The sequence below is a fragment of the Gammaproteobacteria bacterium genome, assembly GCA_028817255.1.
Lineage (GTDB): Bacteria > Pseudomonadota > Gammaproteobacteria > Porifericomitales > Porifericomitaceae > Porifericomes > Porifericomes azotivorans.
On the sequence record JAPPQA010000071.1, the window covers coordinates 1 to 17,432 of the forward strand.

Consider the following 17,432-nt stretch of genomic DNA (forward strand, 5'->3'; position numbering starts at 1 on the left):
GCGGCGGTTTAACTCAGAACGGCGTACCGGCACGGCGACGACGGCCGCTTGTTCGGCCAGCCCGATTGCCAGGGCCGCTTTCGTCGCCGCCAGCAGGGCGCCGCCCCGCGCCGCCGCCGGGGGAGCGGCTCAATCGGCCTGGCGGCGCAGAAAGGCAGGCACGTCCAGCGGCTTGTTATCCTCCTCCCGCTCTTCCCGCTCGCCGTCTTTTTCCAGCGCCTCTTCGCCGTCCTGCAAATGCAAATGCTTGTCGCCGCGCACCCGCACCACGGTGGGGGGATCGTATTCCCGGTAGTCGGGTTTGCGGTCGTCTTCCGACCGGCCCCCCGGCTGGATGGGCAGGGGCCGCTGGCGGCTTTTGTCGCCTTTGTCGGCCTTGGCCGCCTTGGCTGCTTTGGCCTTGCTGTCGTTCAGCCCCGCCGCCACTACCGTGACCCGCAGTTCGTCTCCCAGCTCTTCGTCAATCAAGAGCCCCGGCACGATCAAGGCGCCTTCGGCGGCGTATTCCCCGATAGCGTCGTACACCTCGTAGAGCTCGTCCATGATGGGGTTGCTGGAGGCCACATTGGCCAGTATGCCCTTGGCCCCGGCGAGGTCCACGCCTTCCAGCAAGGGGCTGGAGATCGCCTCCTCCGTCGCCCGCCGGGCCCGGTTCTCTCCCGCCGCCTTGCCGGCGCCCATCATGGCCATTCCCATCTCGGACATGACGGTGCGCACGTCCGCGAAGTCCACGTTGACCAGGCCGGGCTTGGTGATCAACTCGGAGATGCCCTGCACGGCGTTCAGCAACACGTCGTTTGCGGCATCGAAGGCGTCGCGCACGCTGACGCCCTGCGGCAACACGTTGCGCAGCTTTTCATTCGGGATGATGATCAGGGAATCCACGCACTGCTCGAGTTCCTTGATCCCCTCGTTGGCGACCCGCATCCGTTTCGGGCCCTCGAAGGAGAACGGACGGGTCACCACCGCCACGGTGAGGGCGCCCATTTCCCTGGCAATCTGGGCGATGACCGGCGCCGCCCCCGTGCCCGTGCCGCCGCCCATGCCGGCGGTGATGAACACCATGTCGGCGCCCTCCAGGGCGCCCCCGATGTTGTCGCGGTCGTCCAAGGCCGCCTTGCGGCCCACCTCCGGGTCCGAGCCCGCGCCCAAGCCCTTGGTGATGCTGACCCCCAGCTGCAGCGGAGTGTGGACGCGGGATTCCCGCAGGGCCTGCGCGTCCGTGTTTGCGGAGATGCACTCCACCCCGGCGATCACCGCCTCCTGCATGTGCGCCACGGCGTTGCCGCCGCCGCCGCCCACGCCGATCACCTTGATCACCGCGCTTTGCTGCGGGGGATTGATGATGTCGAATTTTTTCTCGAATTTCGTAACCATTTCCCTTTACCTCCGTCGCTTGCCCTGTTGTTTCCTGTTGATAATGATTGCACGACCCTTTCAGAAACTCTTTCGGAACCACTCCTGCAGCCGCTGCCAGGCGCGGCCCGTTCTGCTCTGCCGTTGCAGCCCCGTGCGCAGCCCCTTGCTGTGCTTGCGGCCATAAAGCAGCAGCCCGGCGCCGGTCGCATGCGCCGGGTTCTTGGTGACCTCTGGCAGGCCCGTGACGTGCCGCGGCGCGCCTATCCGCACTGGCGCCTGGAATATCTCCTCCGCGAGCTCCGCCAGGCCGCCGACCTTCGCGCTGCCGCCGGTCAGCACCACGCCCGCCGCGGTGGCGGCCTCGTGTCCTCCGCGCTGCAATTCGTTGTGCACCAAAGTGAGCAGTTCCTCGTAGCGCGCGCCGATTACCTCCACCAGGGTCTGGTGCGAGAGTTGGCGCGGCGGCCGCTCGCCCACGCCGGGGACTTCTATGGTCCCTTCGGCCTCCACCAGCCGGGGCAGCACGCAGCCGTGCTCGACCTTGATGATTTCGGCGGCCTTGCGCGGCGTCCGCAGGGCCACGGCGATGTCGTTGGTTACCTGGTCGCCGGCGATGGGGATCACCGCGGTATGCTGCAGGGCGCCTTCCTGGAACACGGCGATGTCGGTGGTGCCGCCGCCGATGTCCACCAGGCAGATGCCGAGTTCGGTCTCGTCTTCGGACAGCACCGCCTCGCCGGAGGCGAGTTGCTGCAAGACGATGTCGTCCACCGCCAGGCCGCAGCGGCGCACGCATTTGGCAATGTTCTCCGCCGCGCTGATCGCGCCGGTGATGATGTGCACCTTCGCCTCCAGCCGCACGCCCGACATGCCGATGGGGTATTTGATCCCTCCCTGGGCGTCCACGACGAACTCGTTGGGCAGGACGTGCAGGATCCGCTGGTCCGCGGGAATGGCCACCGCCTTGGCGGATTCCATGACCCGGGTAATGTCCGCCGCGGTCACTTCTTCGTCCCGGATCGGCGCCGTGCCGTGCGAGGGCAGGCTGCGGATGTGACTGCCCGAGATGCCGGCGAACACCGAGTGGATCTCGCAGCCCGACATCAGCGCGGCCTCTTTCACGGCCTGGCCGATCGCCTGCACGGTGGACTCGATGTTCACTACGACGCCCCTCTTAAGACCGTGCGAGGGCATGCTGCCCATCCCCACCACCTCGATCTCCTCGCTGCCGTTTTCTTCGTACATCTCCCCCACCAGGGCGACGATTTTGGAAGTCCCTATGTCCAGCCCCACCAGCAGGCGTTTTCCCGAGCCGCTCATCGTTCCGTCGTCCGCGCCATCGCGCCGGCTGCCCAGGAGACGGCATAGCCGTTGCTGTAGCGCATGTCCACCGCCCGCACCCGCGCCGCTTTATGCTCTTCCAGCAGCGGGTACGCGACCCCTGCGAAGCGCGCCGCCTTTGCCAGGGCCTGCCTCCTGCCGAGCATCACCCGCCAGCCGTTATCCAGGGTCATATGCCAGGACTGGCGTTTGTTCATGTGCAGCGCGCGCACCCGCAGTCCCCGCGGGGCCAGCAGGGCGTCCAGTTCCCGCAATCTGCGAAAGACCCGCTCCTGGTTTCCCTCCGGGCCGGTGAGCAGCGGCAGCGTCTTATCCGCCAGTTTTTCCTCCAGGGTCAGGGCGAAATACTGTCCCTGGAGGTTGAAAAACCCGCGCTTGCCCCAGCGTGCCGCCGGCTCCTCTTCCTGGACCTGAATGCGAATCTCGTCCGGCCAGATGCGCCGCACCGTCACCTCGTGCACCCAGGCGCTGCCGGTCAGCGCCTGGCGCAGCCCGTCCAGGTCGAGGCGAAAAAAGCCCGCATCCCGCAGTTGACGGCTCACGACCCGCCTGAGGGTCTGGCGGTCGGCATGGCGGAACTCGCCCTCGATCCGGACCTGCCGGATCGGGAAGGCGTGCGAATAAAACAGCAGCCATCCCAGGTACGCTACGGCGCCCAGGCCGGCCAGCCCGACGGCCGTTCCGAGCCGCACCGGGAGGAGGCGCCGCGGCGCCGGCCCCTCGCCGCGCCCCGGCGCGCCGTGCGGCGCCTGGTAGGAAGCCATCACTGCCGCGCTCCCGCGCCGTCCGCGGCTGCGCCGCGGTACAGGCTGGTTTTCAAGATCTCCACGACCAGCGCGTCGAAGGACAGGCCGCGGTGGCGCGCGGACATGGGCACCAGGCTGTGGTCGGTCAGTCCCGGCACCGTGTTCAACTCGAGCAGGAAGGGTTTGTCGTCCCGGTCCAGAAGCAGGTCCATGCGTCCCCAGCCCTCGGCCCCCAGCGCCCGGAAGCCCCGCAGGGCGAGCTCCGCCAGTTGCCGCTCCCGCTCCGTTCCCAGGCCGCAGGGGCAGAGGTAGCGGGTGTCCTCGGATTCGTATTTGGCGACGTAGTCGTAGAACGGCCGCGGCGTCTCCAGGCGGATCGCCGGCAGCGCGGCGCCGTGCAGGATGGGCACCGTGTACTCGCCGCCCGCCAGCCAGCGTTCCGCCAGTACCCGGTTGTCGTGGCGGCGCGCCGCCTGCCAGGCCGGGTAAAGCTCTTGGCGCTGCGTCACCTTGCCGATCCCCAGGCTGGAGCCGCCCCGGGCCGGCTTGATTGCCAGCGGCAGGCCGAGCCGCTCCGCCGCCGCTTCCAGCCCCGCGTAGTCTTCGGCTTCGGCGAATTCCGGGGTGGGCAAACCGTGGCTGCTCCATACTCGTTTGCACAGGCTTTTGTCCATGGCCAGGGCGCAGGCCAGAACGCCGCTGCCGGTGTAGGGCAGGCCCAGCGTCTCCAGTCCCCCCTGCACGGTGCCGTCTTCGCCCGGACAGCCGTGCAGGGCAATGAAGGCCCGGGAGAAGCGCTGTTCGGGCAGGCGGCACAGGTAGTCGCCGCGGGCGTCTATGCCGTGCGCGTCCAGCCCGGTGCGGCGCAATGCGGCCAGCGCGTCGCCGCCGCTTTGCAAAGAAATGTCGCGCTCCGCGGAGTTGCCGCCCATCAGTACCGCCACCTTGCCGAAATCCGTGCCGAAATCCACACCGTTCACTCGCCGCCGTTCGCGTGCCCGTTCGCCGCCCGTCCCGGCGCCGTCGGCGGTTCGCCGACGATCCGCAGTTCGGGGGTCAGCAGGATGCCGCACCGCCGCTGCACGAGCCGCTGGATGTGCCGGATCAGGGTTTCGATGTCGGCGGCGGTGGCGCCGTCCTCGTTAACGATGAAGTTCGCGTGTTTCCTGGAGACGCGGGCGCCGCCCACGCGCAAGCCCTTCAGGCCGCATTGCTCGATCAGCCGCGCCGCGTAGTAGCCGCCCGCCGGGTTGCGGAACACGGAACCGCAGTTCGGTTGCCCCAGGGGCTGGCTGGCGGCGCGCTCGGCCAGGATCTCGCGGATGCGGGACACGCATGCCTCGCGGTTGCCGGGGCGCAGTTCCAGCACGGCGCCGGCGAACCACCGGTCGGGCGGCAAGCCGACGGAGCGGTAGCCGATCCGAAAATCGCGGCGCAGCGCCCGCGCGGTCCCGCCGCGGCGGTCGAAGAGACGCACCTCCGGCGTCAATTCCCAGATCTCTACGCCGTGCGCGCCGGCGTTCATCGCCAGGGCGCCGCCCAGCGTCCCGGGGATGCCCGCCAGGAACTCCGCCCCGGCCAGGCCGTGCCCGGCGCAGAAACGGGCGATCCGGGAACAGGGCACGCCGGCCTCGATATAGACCCTGGCGCCGGCGGGGGGGTGCAGCCGGGCCAGGGCGCGCCGGGTCGAGATCACAACGCCGCGGATGCCGCCGTCGCGCACCAGCAGGTTGCTGCCCCGTCCCACCCAGGTTACCGGTTCCTCCGCCGGCAGCCGGCGCAGGAACAGCGCCAGGTCGTCCAGGTCCTCCGCCTCGTAATAGCAATCCGCGACCCCGCCCAGCCGCAGCGTAGTGTGCCGGGACATGGACTCGCGAAAACGCAGGGCGCCCCGCAATTCGCCGTCCCCGGCGAGAACCCCGCCTGCCGTTTCCCGGTGCGCCGCGTTCATTCGTCCGCTCTCCCTTGCCCGCCGTCTTGCGCCCGGAAACGCCCTTGCAGTTCGCCCGCCAGGGCGCTGATGTCGCCCGCGCCCAGGATCAGCAACACGTCGCCGTCGGCGATCGTCGCCGGCAGCGCCTCCGGCAGCTCCGAGCGATCGCCGACGTAGAGCGGCACGTTTCTGCCCAGCAACCGCAGCGCCCGGTACAGCGAGGCGCTGTCGGCGCCCGGGATAGCGGCCTCCCCCGCCGAATACACGTCCAGCAACACGACTGCCTCCAGCAGCGACAGTACGCGCACGAAAGACTCGAACAACGCCTGCGTGCGGGTATAGCGGTGCGGTTGGAAGACGGCCACGATCCGCCGCCCGGGCCAACCCTGGCGCACGGCCTCCGCGGTCGCCTGGATCTCCACCGGGTGATGCGCGTAATCGTCAATCAACAACACCTTCCTGCCGCCGATGTCCAGCGGCCCGCATACCTGGCAGCGTCTTGCGATCCCCTGAAAATGGCGCAGGCTGTGGGCAATGGTCTCCATGGGGACCCCGAGGTGGTGCGCGACTGCCACCGCCGCCAGGGCATTCAGTACGTTGTGCCGCCCCGGCAGGGCGGATTCCAGCTCCAGGCCCTGGCGCTCGTCCGGCGTGCGCACCAGGAACCGGACCCGGTTCCCTTGCGCCGCCAGCGGCTGCGCCTGGTAGTCGGCCCGTGCCGCCGTTCCGTAGGCCAGCGCGGGCCGGGCAAAGCGGGGCCGCAGGTCCCGCAGCAGGGGGTCGTCCAGGCACCAGACCGCGGTCCCGTAGAACGGCAGCCGATGGACGAATTCCAGGAATTTTTGTTGCAGAAGCGCAAAACTGCCCTCGTAGGCGTCCAGGTGATCGCAGTCTATATTGGTAACGACCGCCGTCACCGGTTGCAGGTGCAGGAAGCTGCCGTCGCTCTCGTCCGCCTCCGCGACCAGGTGGCGCCCCGCCCCGAGCCTGGCGCTGGAGCCGGTGCGGTTCAGCAGCCCCCCGATCACGTAGGTGGGGTCCAGGCCGCCGTCCGCCAGCAAGCTGGCGATCAGACTGGTGGTGGTGGTCTTGCCGTGCGTGCCGGCGATGGCGACGCCGTGGTGGAAGCGCATCAGTTCCGCGAGCATCTCGGCGCGCGACAGAACGGGGATGCCCTGCCGGCGGGCGGCGGCAAGTTCGACGTTGGTGCCGGTCACGGCGCTGGAGAAGACGACGACGTCGCTGCCGGCCACGTTGCCGGCCGCGTGGCCCTCCCGGATGTTCATGCCCTGCGCGGCGAGTTGCGCGGTGACCGCGCTCGCCTTGCGATCGGAACCCGATACCCGGTACCCCAGATTGTGCAGCACTTCGGCGATCCCGCTCATGCCGGCGCCCCCGATCCCCACCAGGTGAATATTGCGTACCTTGCCTTTGCCATGGGATTCATCCGCGGACATTGAGACAGATCTCGGCCACGGCCCTGGTGGCGTCCGGCCGGGCCAGTTCCCTGCTGCGTTCCGCCATGGCCAGCCGCTGTTGCCGGTGCCGCGCCAGGTCCAGCAGGAGCTCGGACAGACGCTCGGGAGTGCATTCCGGTTCCGGCAGCAGGATCGCCGCGCCGTGCCGGCTGAAAAAAGAGGCATTGCTCGTCTGGTGATCGTCGGCGGCGTAGGGATAGGGCACCAGAATGGCGGCGAGGCCCATCGCGGCCAGTTCCGCCAGGGTCAGGGCGCCCGCGCGGCAGACCGCCAGGTCCGCCCAGCCGTAAGCCGCCGCCATGTCCTCGATGTAGGCATCCAGTTGCACCCGGCCGCTCAGCTCCGCGTAGCGGGCGCGCGTTTCCTCGCGCATGTCCGGGCCGGTCTGGTGGCGGACGATCAGCCGCACCCGGTCGGCCAGCTGGTGCACGGCCGGCGGCAGCGTCAGGTTCAGCGTCCGCGCCCCCTGGCTGCCGCCCAGCACCAACAGGCGCAGCTCCGCCGCGTCCCGCCGCCGCTGTTGCCGCCGCGCCGCGGCCGCCCGCCAGATCTCCGCCCGCACCGGGTTGCCCGTAGTCGCCGTGGCCGCGTTGCGGCGCGGAAAACTGCCGGGATATGCCTCCATCGCCACCGTGGCAATGCGCGCCAACAGGCGGTTGCTCAGCCCCGGCACGGTGTTTTGTTCGTGGATGCACAGCGGAATGCGCAGCAGCCAGGCGGCCAGCCCTCCCGGCCCGCTGGCCGCGCCGCCGGCGCCCAGGACTACGGACGGGCGGTACCGGAGCAGGTACCACAGGGAGTGGAACAGCGCCGCAACGGCGCCCAACAGCGCCAGCGCCCGCCGCCCGCGGCCGCGCCCGCGCAACGGCCGAATGCGTACCGGCAACAGCCGGAAGCCGTGGCGCGAGGCCACCTGCGCCTCCAGGCCGTCGCGGGACCCGAGCCACAGCAACGGCCAGCCGCCGGCGCGCAGCCACTGGGCGACGGCCAGCGCCGGATAGACATGCCCCCCCGTGCCCCCGGCCATGATCAATACCGGCCGCCCGCCCGCGCCGTCCGCGGCCCCGTTCGCGGCCCCGTTCACGGCCTTGCCCGCTCCGGGCATGGCAGCCGGCTCTCGTATCCGGCCCGCAAGACCAGCCCGATCGCGATCAGGGTGACCAGGATGCTGTTGCCGCCGTAGCTGATCAGCGGCAGCGTCAGCCCCTTGGTGGGCAGGAGCCCCGTGTTGACGCCAATATTGACGAAAGTCTGGATGCCGAGCAGCAACCCGAAGCCGTAGCACAGGTAGGCGGCAAAAAGGCGCCCGGCCGTCGCCGCCCGGGCGGCGACGGCGAAGCACCGGCTCACCAGCAGGTAGAAGGCCAGGATCGTCGCCACGCTGCCGAGGAAGCCCAACTCCTCGGCGATGATGGCGAATACGAAGTCGGTATGCGCCTCCGGGAGGTAGAAGAGTTTTTGCAGGCCGCCGCCCAGCCCTTCCCCGAACCAGCCGCCGCGGCCGAAGGCGATCAGCGCCTGGGTGAGTTGAAAGCCCTGATCGAAGGGGTCCTGCCAGGGGTCAAGGAAGCTGATCATGCGCTGTAGCCGGTAGGGCGACAGCACCGCCAGGGTGAACATGACGGCGCCCGCCGCCGCCGTCCAGAACAGAGAGCGCAGGACGGAGACGCCGCCTACGAACAGCATGCCCAGGGTGGTGGCCGCCAGCACCGCGGTGGCGCCGTAGTCCGGCTCCAGCAGCAGCAGGAGGCAAACCACGGCCAGCAGGACCAGCGGCAGGAAGAAGCCCTGCATGGTCTGTCGCACCAGGCGCCCGCGCCGCTCCAGGTACCCGGCGAGATAGATCACCATGAAGAGCTTCATCGGCTCCGACGCCTGCAGCGAGACGGGGCCGAGGCGGAGCCAGCGCGTACTGCCGTTGACTTCCCTGCCCAGGCCGGGGACCAGGATCAGGATGAGCAGCAGGATGCCCAGCAGCAACAGCGCCAAGCCCCACCGCCGCAACAGGTCGAGCCGCAGGCGCATCGCGCCGTAGCCCAGCGCCAATCCCAGCGTGCAGTTCGCCAGTTGCCGCCAAAAGTAATACAGCGGCTCCTGGAAGCCGCGCTCGGCGATGGTGACGGAGGCGGAGGCCATCATGACCAGCCCCGCCCCGAGCATGCACAGCGTCAGCCATATCAGCCTGGCGTCGTAGTTTGCGAACAAGGCGCCGGGGCGCGGTCCCGCGGCCCCCAGGCCGGCTGTCGCGGTGGCTTGCGCCGGGATCACCCGCGCTCTCCCGGCGGCAGCAGTTCCCGCACCGCGGCGGCGAAGGCGTCGCCCCGGTGCCGGTAGTCCCGGTACATGTCGAAACTGGCGCAGGCGGGGGACAGCAGCACGATGTCGCCGGGCGCCGCCCACCGCTTTGCCGCCCGCACTGCCGCCGCCATATCGCCGGCCCGCCGCGTCGGCGCCGCGTCTTCCAGGGCCTGGGCCAGCAAGCCCGCGTCGCGCCCGATCAGGATGGCCGTCTTCACCCGGCCCTGCGCCGCCACCGCCAGTTCCCCGAAGTCCTCGGTTTTGGCCTCGCCCCCCGCGATCAACACGATGTTGGCATCCCCGGCCAGCCCCCGCAGGGCGGCGGCGGCGGCGGCGGGGTTGGTGGCCTTGGAGTCGTCGTACCAGCTGACCGCGTTGTGCGTGGCGACCCTTTGCGTGCGGTGCCGGAGCCCGGGGAACTCCCGTAGCGCGTCCAGCATGGCCGTCTCCGCCAGCCCCGCGGCGCTTCCCAGCGCCAGGGCCGCGAGGCAGTTGGCCACGTTGTGCCCGCCCGGCATCCGCAGCTCCGCCGCGGGCAACAGCAGCCGTTCGCCGCGGGCCAGCCAGCCGTCGCGGATCCCGAAATCCTCCGCCTTCGGCGCGCCCAGGGTGAAACCCAGGGCGTTGCGCCCGGGCTGTCGCAGCGAGTCGAGCCGCGTGTCGTCCCGGTTCAGGACCATGACGCGGGCGCCGTCGTAGATGTGCGCCTTCAGGGCCAGGTATTCCTGCATCCCGCCGTGGCGATCCAGGTGATCGGGGCTCAGGTTCAGCACGGTGGCCGCCACGGCCCGCAGCGAGTGCAGCGTCTCCAGTTGAAAGCTGGACAGCTCCAGCACATACAAGTCGGCCGGCTTGTCCAGCAACTCCGGGGCGGGGATGCCGATGTTGCCGCCGGCCTCGGTCCGCAGCCCGGCACGGCGCCCCATTTCCGCGACCAGGCTGACCACGGTGCTCTTGCCGTTGGTGCCGGTCACGGCGACGATGGGCGCCTGCGTCCGCAGGCAGAACAGATCCACATCGCCCAGCAACGGGATGCCGGCCCGGCGCGCCCTTGCCAGGGTGGGCATCTCCGGATCGACGCCGGGGCTTACGATCAACTGGCGCGAATCGCCCAGGGCGGCCTCGTCCCACCCTCCCAGCGATACCGGGACCTCCGGCATTTCCGCCCGCAACTCGGCGAGGCAGGGCGGCGCCTTCCTGGAGTCGGTTACCGCGAACTTGCGCCGCTCCCGGTGCAGGACGCGGGCGCAGGCGAGGCCGGTGCGCCCGAGCCCCACGATGGTCGCATCGTATTGCGCCCCTGCCGCGAGCGGAGAGCCTTCGCCGCGCGTCATCGTATCTTCAGGCTCGACAGGCCGATCAGCACCAGGATCACCGTGACGATCCACAACCGTACGATGATCTTCGGTTCCGGCCAGCCCTTCAACTCCAGGTGATGGTGCAGGGGCGCCATGCGAAACAGCCGCTGACCGGTCAGCCGGCAGGAGGCCACCTGCAGGATCACGGAAACGGTCTCCAGCACGAACAACCCGCCCATGATGAACAACACGATTTCCTGGCGCACCATCACCGCCACGGCGCCCAGCGCCGCCCCGAGGGAGAGGGCGCCGATGTCTCCCATGAACACCTGGGCCGGGTAGGTGTTGAACCAGAGAAAGCCCAGCCCGGCGCCCATGACCGCCCCGCAGAAGATGGCCAGTTCGCCGCTGCCCGGCACGTAGGGGATGCCCAGATACTGAGCGAAGCGCGCGTTGCCGCCCAGATAGGCAAATACCGCCAGGGCGCCGGCGATCAGCACGATCGGCAGGATCGCCAGGCCGTCCAGCCCGTCGGTCAGGTTGACGGCGTTGCTGGTGCCGACGATCACGAAGTACGCCAACAACACGTACAGCCAGCCCACGTCAATCGCTACCTGCTTGACGAAGGGGACGATCAACTGCGTCTCGGACGGCGCCTGGGCGGTAAAGAACAGGAACAGCGCCACCGCCAGCCCGGCCAGGGATTGCCACAGGTATTTCTGCCAGGCCGCGAGTCCCGCCTCCGCCCGCCCGTGGCGCACCTTGCCGTAATCGTCCGCCAGGCCGATCAGCCCGAACAGTACCGTGGTGGCGATGGCCACCTGCACGAAGCGGTTGCCCGGATCCGCCCAGCAGAGAGAGCTGAGCAGCAGCGAGAACAGGATCATCAGCCCGCCCATGGTGGGGGTTCCCGATTTGACGCTGTGCGACTCGGGGCCCAGCCCGCTCACGGTCTGCGAGACCCGGTGCCGGCTCAGGCGCCGGATGAACAGCGGCCCGACGAACAGACAGAGCAGCAGGGCCGTCAACAGCCCCAGGATGGCGCGCAGCGTGAGGTAGCGGAACACGTTGAAGCCGCTGTAATACTGCGTCAGGTAGTCGAACAGCCAGGTCAACATCCCTTAAGCCTCCGCCGCCAGCCGGGCCACCAGCCGCTCCAGAGCCAACCCGCGCGAGCCCTTGACCAGCAGGATCACGTCGCCGCTCAGTTCGGCATCCAAGGCGTCGCCCAGCGCCTCCAGGTCGGCATAGGCAGTGCCGCCCGGGCCAAAGGCGGCGGCCGCCTCCGCGGCCAGCTCCCCCAGCGCGTACAGCCTTTGCACCCCGCGCGCGCGCGCCTCGCGGCCCGCCCGGCGATGCCATTCCACGGCCTCGCCGCCCAGCTCGTTCATGTCGCCCAGCGCCAGCCAGTGCCGCCTCCGGTGTTTGCGCATCACCTCGATCCCCGCCTGCAAAGAGGTCGGGTTGGCATTGTAACTATCGTCCAGCAGCAGGCTGCCGCCCGTGCCCCGCCGAAGTTGCAGGCGGCCCTGCAGCGGCGCCATTTTCTCCAGGCCTTCGCGGATCCGCTCCACGGGGGTCTCCAGGGCATGGGCGCAGGCTGCCGCCGCCAGCGCGTTCATCAGGTTGTGCCGGCCGCACAACGGCAGCCGCACCTCCGCCCGGGCGTTGGGGAGGGACAGCAGGAAGCGCTGCCTCCCCGCGGGCGGGGCGTCTTCGATGTCGCTGGCCGTCACGTCCGCGGGGCGCTCCAGGCCGAAAGTGATTCGGTCGTAATTCCGGGCGCGGGCGCGCCACAGTCCGGCGTACCTGTCGTCGGCGTTGATAACCGCCGCCCCGCCGCTTTCCAGGCCGTCGAAGATCTCGGACTTGGCCTCCGCGACCGCCCCTACGTCGCCGAAACCGGCGAGATGCGCGGGGGCGCACTGCGTGATCGCCGCGACTCTGGGCCGCGCCATTCGCGCCAACGCGCCGATCTCCCCTTTGTGGTTCGCGCCCATCTCGATTACCGCGTACCCGTGTTCCCGCCCCAGGTGGAACAGCGTCAGGGGCACGCCCAGGTCGTTATTGCGGTTCCCGGCCGTGGCCAGCACCGGCGCCGACAGCGCCAGCACCGCCGCCAGCATTTCCTTGACCGTGGTCTTGCCGTTGCTGCCGGTCACGCCGACCACGGGCAGCTGGAAGCGGGAGCGCCAGCGGGCGGCCAGGCGCCCCATGGCGCCGCGGGACCGATCCACCCGCAACAGCGGGCAGGACGCGCTGCCGGCAGGCGCCCATTCCACCATGGCGGCGGCCGCGCCGCGGGCGCTGGCGGCGGCCACGAAATCGTGGCCATCGCAGTGCCGCCCCTGCAGGGCGATGAACAACTCCTGCTCGCCGATATCGCGCGAGTCTATGCCGCAGCCCCGGAACGCGACATCACGCCCCAGACAAGCGCCGTCCAGCGCGGCGGCGGCCTCGGACAGGCGCATGCGGATCACGGCGCCAACCCCAGCGCCCGGCGCACTTGCAGGCGGTCGTCGAAGGGCCGCCGCCGGCCCCCGGCCTCCTGGAAGCGCTCGTGCCCTTTGCCGGCGACCAACACCGTGTCCGTTTCCCCTGCCCCGGCGATGGCCGCCGCGATGGCCTGTTTGCGGTCCGGGATCGCTTCCGGGCGCCGGTCGCGGCGGGCGCCGGCGCGGATCTCCTCTATGATTTGCAGCGGCGGCTCCCCGCGCGGGTTGTCGTTGGTGGCGATCGCCCGGTCGGCGAGCTCGGCCGCCGCCTTGCCCATCTCGGGGCGCTTGCCCCGGTCGCGGTCGCCGCCGCAGCCGAACACGCACCACAGCCGCCCCGGCGTGATGTCGCGCAGGCTGCGCAGCGCCTGCCGCAACGCCTCCGGGTTGTGCGCGTAGTCCACGACCGCCAACGGCCGCCCGGGCGCGGCGAAGCGCTCCATGCGCCCGGGGACGGCCTCCAGGGCGCCCAGGGCGGCCAGGGCCTGCGCCGGCGGCGCGCCCAGCCGGCAGAGTGCGGCGGCGGCGGCCAGCAGGTTGCCCGCGCTCGCCTCGCCGATCAGCGGCGTCCGCAAGCGGCCCTCGCCCCAGGGGCCGCGCAGGCTCAGTGTCATGCCGTCCCGGTCCGCGGCTTCGATGCGCCCTTGCAGGCACGGTCCGCCGCCGGGCGGGGGCGCCTGGCGCAGGGTATAGCCGATGACCTCCCGCCGCGCGTCTTGCAGTTCCCGGAACCACCGCCGGCCGTGCGCGTCGTCCAGGTTGAGGATCGCCGCCTGCAAGCCGGGCCAGGAAAGCAGGCGCCTCTTGGCCGCGGCGTAGCGCTCCCGGTTGCCGTGGTAGTCCAGGTGGTCCCGGCCCAGGTTGGTGAAAACCGCCAGCTGGAAGCGCACTCCGCTGGCGCGCTCCTGGTCCAGCGCGTGCGAGGAGACTTCGATGGCGGCGTAGTCCGCGCCCAGGCCCCGCATCTCGCGCAACAGCGCGTGGAGGGCGACCGGGTCCGGGGTGGTATGCGGCCCCGGCCGCAGTGCCCGGGGGAATCCGTTGCCCAGGCTGCCGATCAGGCCGCAGCAGCGGTCGTTGCCGCGCAGCCGCGCCAGCCCCCCGCCGATCAGATGGGCGACCGTGGTCTTGCCGTTGGTGCCGGTGACGCCTACCGCCCGCAACTCCCGCGAGGGGGAGGCATAGAAACGGTCGGCCACGATCCCGGCGCGCGCCCGCAGCCCGGCGATGGGAAACAGCGGTCGGCCCGCGTCTTCCCGGGGGCAGTCTGCCGCCTCGACGGCGACGGCCGCCGCCCCGGCCCGTACCGCCTCCGGGATATGGCGCGCGCCCCGGGTGTGCCCGCCCCGGCAGGCGAGAAACAAGTCTCCGGCCCGCGTCTTCCTGCTGTCCATGCTCAGGCCGGAAACGACCAGCGCCGGGTCAGGCGCCGTTCCGGTCATTCCCGACAGCAATTCCCGCACTGGCCGTCCCTCCCCCCGCTTAGCCGCGTCCGGCATCGTCCGGCGCCTCGGCTGGGGCGCGTCCCGAGCGCTCGACCAACAGCCGGTCCAGGTCCGAAAGGTTGTCCGGCGGCACGTTCAGCAGCCGCAGGCTGGCCTCCATGACTTTCGAGAACACCGGCGCCGCCACTTGGCTGCCGTAGTATTCTTTGCCGGCCGGTTCGTCTATCACCACCGCCATGACCAGCCGCGGATCGCTGGCCGGCGCCATGCCCACGAATAGGGCTTGGTGCCGGTTGCCCTCGTAGTTGCCGCCGCTGTTTTTGCGCACCGTGCCCGTCTTGCCGGCGACCCGGTAGCGGTTCACGGCGGCCCGTTTGCCGGTCCCCGCCGGTTGCTGCACCACTTGTTCCAGCATGGCGCGCACCATGGTCACCTCCGCCGCGGGGAACAGCTGCCGCCGCTTCGGCGGTCCGTCCAGCCGCTCCAGGCGAATCTCCGGCAACCAGCCGTCCGTCGCCAGCAGCGAGTAGGCGCGCGCCAACTGCAGGGCCGTGGCGGAGATGCCGTAGCCGTATGCCACCGTGGCCTGCTCGATCCGCGACCAGTGCGCGTAGTGGTTCAGGCGGCCCGCGAACTCGCCGGGGAAACCGCTGCCCGTGCCGGAGCCGAAGCCGACGGAGTTCAGCACTCTCCAGAGCAGGTCGGACGGCAGCGACAGCGCGATCTTGCTGATCCCGACGTTGCTGGAATTGGCCAGGACATGGGTCAGGTCCAGCACGCCGTAGTTGCGCCGGTCATGGATCGTATGGCCGCCGACCCGTAGCGTGCCGGGGGCGGTGTCCACGCGCGAGGCGGGCAGGTAGCTGCCGGACAGCAGCGCCGCCAGCGCGGTGAAGGGTTTGATCGTGGAGCCGGGCTCGAAAGAATCCGTGACGGATATATTGCGGTGGTAGCGCCGCTCCAGGTCCTGCCGGCTATTCGGGTTGTAGGAGGGCTGGTTCGCCATTGCCAGCACCTCGCCGCTGTCGGGAGCCACCAGCACCAGCGTGCCCGCCGCCGCCCGCCGCTGCGCCACCGCCGTCTTCAATTCCCGGTGCGCCAGGTACTGGAGCCTGCGGTCTATGGCCAGCGTCAGGTCGCGGCCCGGCACCGCCGCGCGCACGGTCTCGATATTCTTGACGGTCTGTCCCAGCCGGTCCCGCAACACCCGTTTGACGCCGCGCCGCCCCCGCAGCCGGTCGTCGTGCCGCAGTTCGATGCCCTCCTGCCCGCGGTCGTCTATGTCGGTAAAGCCCAGCAGTTGCGCCGTGACCTCGCCGGCCGGGTAATAGCGCCGGTATTCCCTCTGCACGGACACGCCGGGCAGCCCCAGCGCCATGACCCGGGCGCCGAAATCGGGTTCCGCCCCCCGGTGCAGATAGACGAAATCTTTGCGGATGCGCTCCTGCAACCGCCGCCGCAGCGCGGCGGGCTCCGTATTCAACAGCTGCGCCAGCCGCGCCAGCCCTGCGTCTTCCGCCGCCAGCAGCTCGCGGGGGGTGGCCCATATGGAATGCACCGGCGTGCTGATCGCCAGCGGTTCCCCGTGGCGGTCCGTGATCATGCCGCGGATCGCGGGCACTTCCATGACCCGCAGCGCGCGCGCGTCCCCGTGCTCCTCCAGAGACTCTTGCTGGTACAGCTGCAAGTAGGCGACGCGGGCCAGCAGCACCGCCGCCGCCAGGTGCAGCAGGCACAGCAGCGTGATATGCCGGTACCGGTGCCGCACGGGGCGTCAGTCCCCTGCTCCGGCGCGGCGTCCGGGCGCCGCCTCGGGGCCTCCCCGCAGGATCACCAGGACTTCCTCCCGCGGCAGGCCCATGCCGATCCGGGTGCGCGCCAACCGTTCGATGCGGCCGTGATCGGCCCAGGTGCTGCGCTCCAACTGCAACCGGCCCCATTGTTCGTTCAGCGCGTCCCGGTCGCGCTCCAACTGCTGCATCTCGACGAACAGGCGCCGCGCCTCGTGCCGCGACCAGACGATCAAGACGGCGGTCAGGAAGATCGCCAGACCCAGCAGCCAGGGCAGCAGAGCCGGATGCAGCGCCTTCATCGTTCCCTGCCGGCAACGCGCAGCACCGCGCTGCGGCAGCGCGGGTTGGCCGTCACCTCTTCCGGGTCGGGGCGCAGCGGGCCGGCTACCGGCAACAGGCGGGCGCCCTCCGCCCGCCGCCGTTCGCGCAGAAAGCGCTTGACAATCCGGTCCTCCAGGGAATGGAAGCTGATGACCGCCAGGCGTCCGCCAGGAGCCAGCAGCTTTGCCGCCTGTTCCAGTCCCTCGCGCAGCTCGTCGAGTTCCCGGTTGATATGGATGCGGATGGCCTGGAAGCAGCGAGTGGCCGGGTGCCTGCCGCCTCTGCCGCCGCGCCCGCCCCGGCCCGCCGGCATCGCCCGGCGGATGATGTCCGCCAGTTGTCCGCAGCCCTGGATTCGCGCTTGCCGGCGCGCCGCGACGATGGCGCGCGCGACGCGCCGGGCGTAGCGTTCCTCGCCGTACTCCCGAAACACGCGGGCCATCTCCCGCTCGGTAGCGCGGGCAATCCAATCGGCGGCGCTCTGGCCCTGGGATGGGTCCATACGCATGTCCAGCGCGCCGTCCTGGCGCAGGCCAAAGCCGCGCGCCGCGTCCAGCAACTGGGGCAGGGACACGCCCAGGTCGAACAACACCCCGTCCACCCGGCCGCCGCGCCCCTCTTCCGCCGCCACTTCGGTCAGACGGCAGAACGAGGCCCGGACGATGCGGAAGCGAGGATCGTCCGCGAAGCGCCGTTGGCCGTGCCGTGCCGCCTCGGGGTCCTTGTCGAAGGCCAGCAGCCTGCCTGCCGCGCCCAGTCGGGCCAGGATCGCCGCGCTGTGACCGCCCCGGCCGTAAGTGCAATCCGCGTAGCAACCGTCCGGGCGCAACCCCAGCCCGTCCAGCACCGGGCCCAGCATCGCGGGGATGTGCCCGTGCAATGACCGATGTTCTCCCATGCCCATGCCCATGCCCATGCCCATGCC

15 protein-coding genes are annotated in these 17,432 nt (G+C 70.4%); all 15 read right to left on the reverse strand.

Features of this window, described 5'->3' with window-relative positions:
- Positions 1-129: 129 nt before the first annotated feature.
- The 15 genes from ftsZ to rsmH are packed head-to-tail and all read right to left on the reverse strand — an operon-like array spanning position 130 to position 17,405.
- Positions 130-1,377 carry a cell division protein FtsZ gene (ftsZ, locus tag OXU43_03280; GenBank protein MDD9824181.1) on the reverse strand — a complete coding sequence of 416 codons (1,248 nt, stop codon included), beginning with the start codon at positions 1,375-1,377 and terminating at the stop codon, positions 130-132.
- Positions 1,378-1,437: 60 nt separating this feature from the next.
- Positions 1,438-2,679, reverse strand: a complete 1,242-nt coding sequence (gene ftsA / locus OXU43_03285) for a cell division protein FtsA (GenBank protein MDD9824182.1) — start codon at positions 2,677-2,679, stop codon at positions 1,438-1,440.
- Complete coding sequence (locus OXU43_03290; protein MDD9824183.1) at positions 2,676-3,464, reverse strand: cell division protein FtsQ/DivIB; 789 nt, start codon at positions 3,462-3,464, stop codon at positions 2,676-2,678. Before OXU43_03290 ends, ftsA begins: the two co-directional genes overlap by 4 nt.
- Positions 3,464-4,426, reverse strand: a complete 963-nt coding sequence (locus OXU43_03295; GenBank protein MDD9824184.1) for a D-alanine--D-alanine ligase — start codon at positions 4,424-4,426, stop codon at positions 3,464-3,466. Before OXU43_03295 ends, OXU43_03290 begins: the two co-directional genes overlap by 1 nt.
- On the reverse strand, positions 4,423-5,397 hold the full coding sequence (gene murB, locus OXU43_03300; protein MDD9824185.1) for a UDP-N-acetylmuramate dehydrogenase: 975 nt from the start codon (positions 5,395-5,397) through the stop codon (positions 4,423-4,425). Before murB ends, OXU43_03295 begins: the two co-directional genes overlap by 4 nt.
- The gene (murC, locus tag OXU43_03305; GenBank protein ID MDD9824186.1) at positions 5,394-6,836 is read right to left on the reverse strand and encodes a UDP-N-acetylmuramate--L-alanine ligase; all 1,443 of its coding nucleotides are present in this window, start codon (positions 6,834-6,836) and stop codon (positions 5,394-5,396) included. Before murC ends, murB begins: the two co-directional genes overlap by 4 nt.
- Entirely contained in the window at positions 6,823-7,941 is a 1,119-nt protein-coding gene (gene murG, locus OXU43_03310) for an undecaprenyldiphospho-muramoylpentapeptide beta-N-acetylglucosaminyltransferase (protein ID MDD9824187.1), read from the reverse strand. Before murG ends, murC begins: the two co-directional genes overlap by 14 nt.
- Positions 7,938-9,125 carry a putative lipid II flippase FtsW gene (ftsW, locus tag OXU43_03315; GenBank protein ID MDD9824188.1) on the reverse strand — a complete coding sequence of 396 codons (1,188 nt, stop codon included), beginning with the start codon at positions 9,123-9,125 and terminating at the stop codon, positions 7,938-7,940. Before ftsW ends, murG begins: the two co-directional genes overlap by 4 nt.
- Positions 9,122-10,489, reverse strand: coding sequence for a UDP-N-acetylmuramoyl-L-alanine--D-glutamate ligase (gene murD / locus OXU43_03320; protein ID MDD9824189.1), 1,368 nt, complete (start codon positions 10,487-10,489; stop codon positions 9,122-9,124). The genes ftsW and murD overlap by 4 nt, the downstream gene beginning before the upstream one ends.
- Positions 10,486-11,571: a phospho-N-acetylmuramoyl-pentapeptide-transferase gene (mraY, locus tag OXU43_03325; GenBank protein MDD9824190.1), complete on the reverse strand. Its 1,086-nt coding sequence runs from the start codon at positions 11,569-11,571 to the stop codon at positions 10,486-10,488. Before mraY ends, murD begins: the two co-directional genes overlap by 4 nt.
- Positions 11,572-11,574: 3 nt before the next feature.
- Positions 11,575-12,924: a UDP-N-acetylmuramoyl-tripeptide--D-alanyl-D-alanine ligase gene (locus OXU43_03330; protein MDD9824191.1), complete on the reverse strand. Its 1,350-nt coding sequence runs from the start codon at positions 12,922-12,924 to the stop codon at positions 11,575-11,577.
- A 5-nt stretch (positions 12,925-12,929) separates the two neighbouring features.
- Positions 12,930-14,447, reverse strand: a complete 1,518-nt coding sequence (locus OXU43_03335) for a UDP-N-acetylmuramoyl-L-alanyl-D-glutamate--2,6-diaminopimelate ligase (GenBank protein ID MDD9824192.1) — start codon at positions 14,445-14,447, stop codon at positions 12,930-12,932.
- On the reverse strand, positions 14,431-16,161 hold the full coding sequence (locus OXU43_03340; GenBank protein MDD9824193.1) for a penicillin-binding transpeptidase domain-containing protein: 1,731 nt from the start codon (positions 16,159-16,161) through the stop codon (positions 14,431-14,433). Before OXU43_03340 ends, OXU43_03335 begins: the two co-directional genes overlap by 17 nt.
- A 6-nt stretch (positions 16,162-16,167) precedes the next feature.
- Positions 16,168-16,485 (reverse strand): cell division protein FtsL, encoded by a 318-nt coding sequence (gene ftsL / locus OXU43_03345; GenBank protein ID MDD9824194.1) that lies wholly within the window; start codon positions 16,483-16,485, stop codon positions 16,168-16,170.
- Positions 16,482-17,405 (reverse strand): 16S rRNA (cytosine(1402)-N(4))-methyltransferase RsmH, encoded by a 924-nt coding sequence (gene rsmH / locus OXU43_03350; protein MDD9824195.1) that lies wholly within the window; start codon positions 17,403-17,405, stop codon positions 16,482-16,484. Before rsmH ends, ftsL begins: the two co-directional genes overlap by 4 nt.
- Between the last annotated feature and the right edge of the window lie 27 nt (positions 17,406-17,432).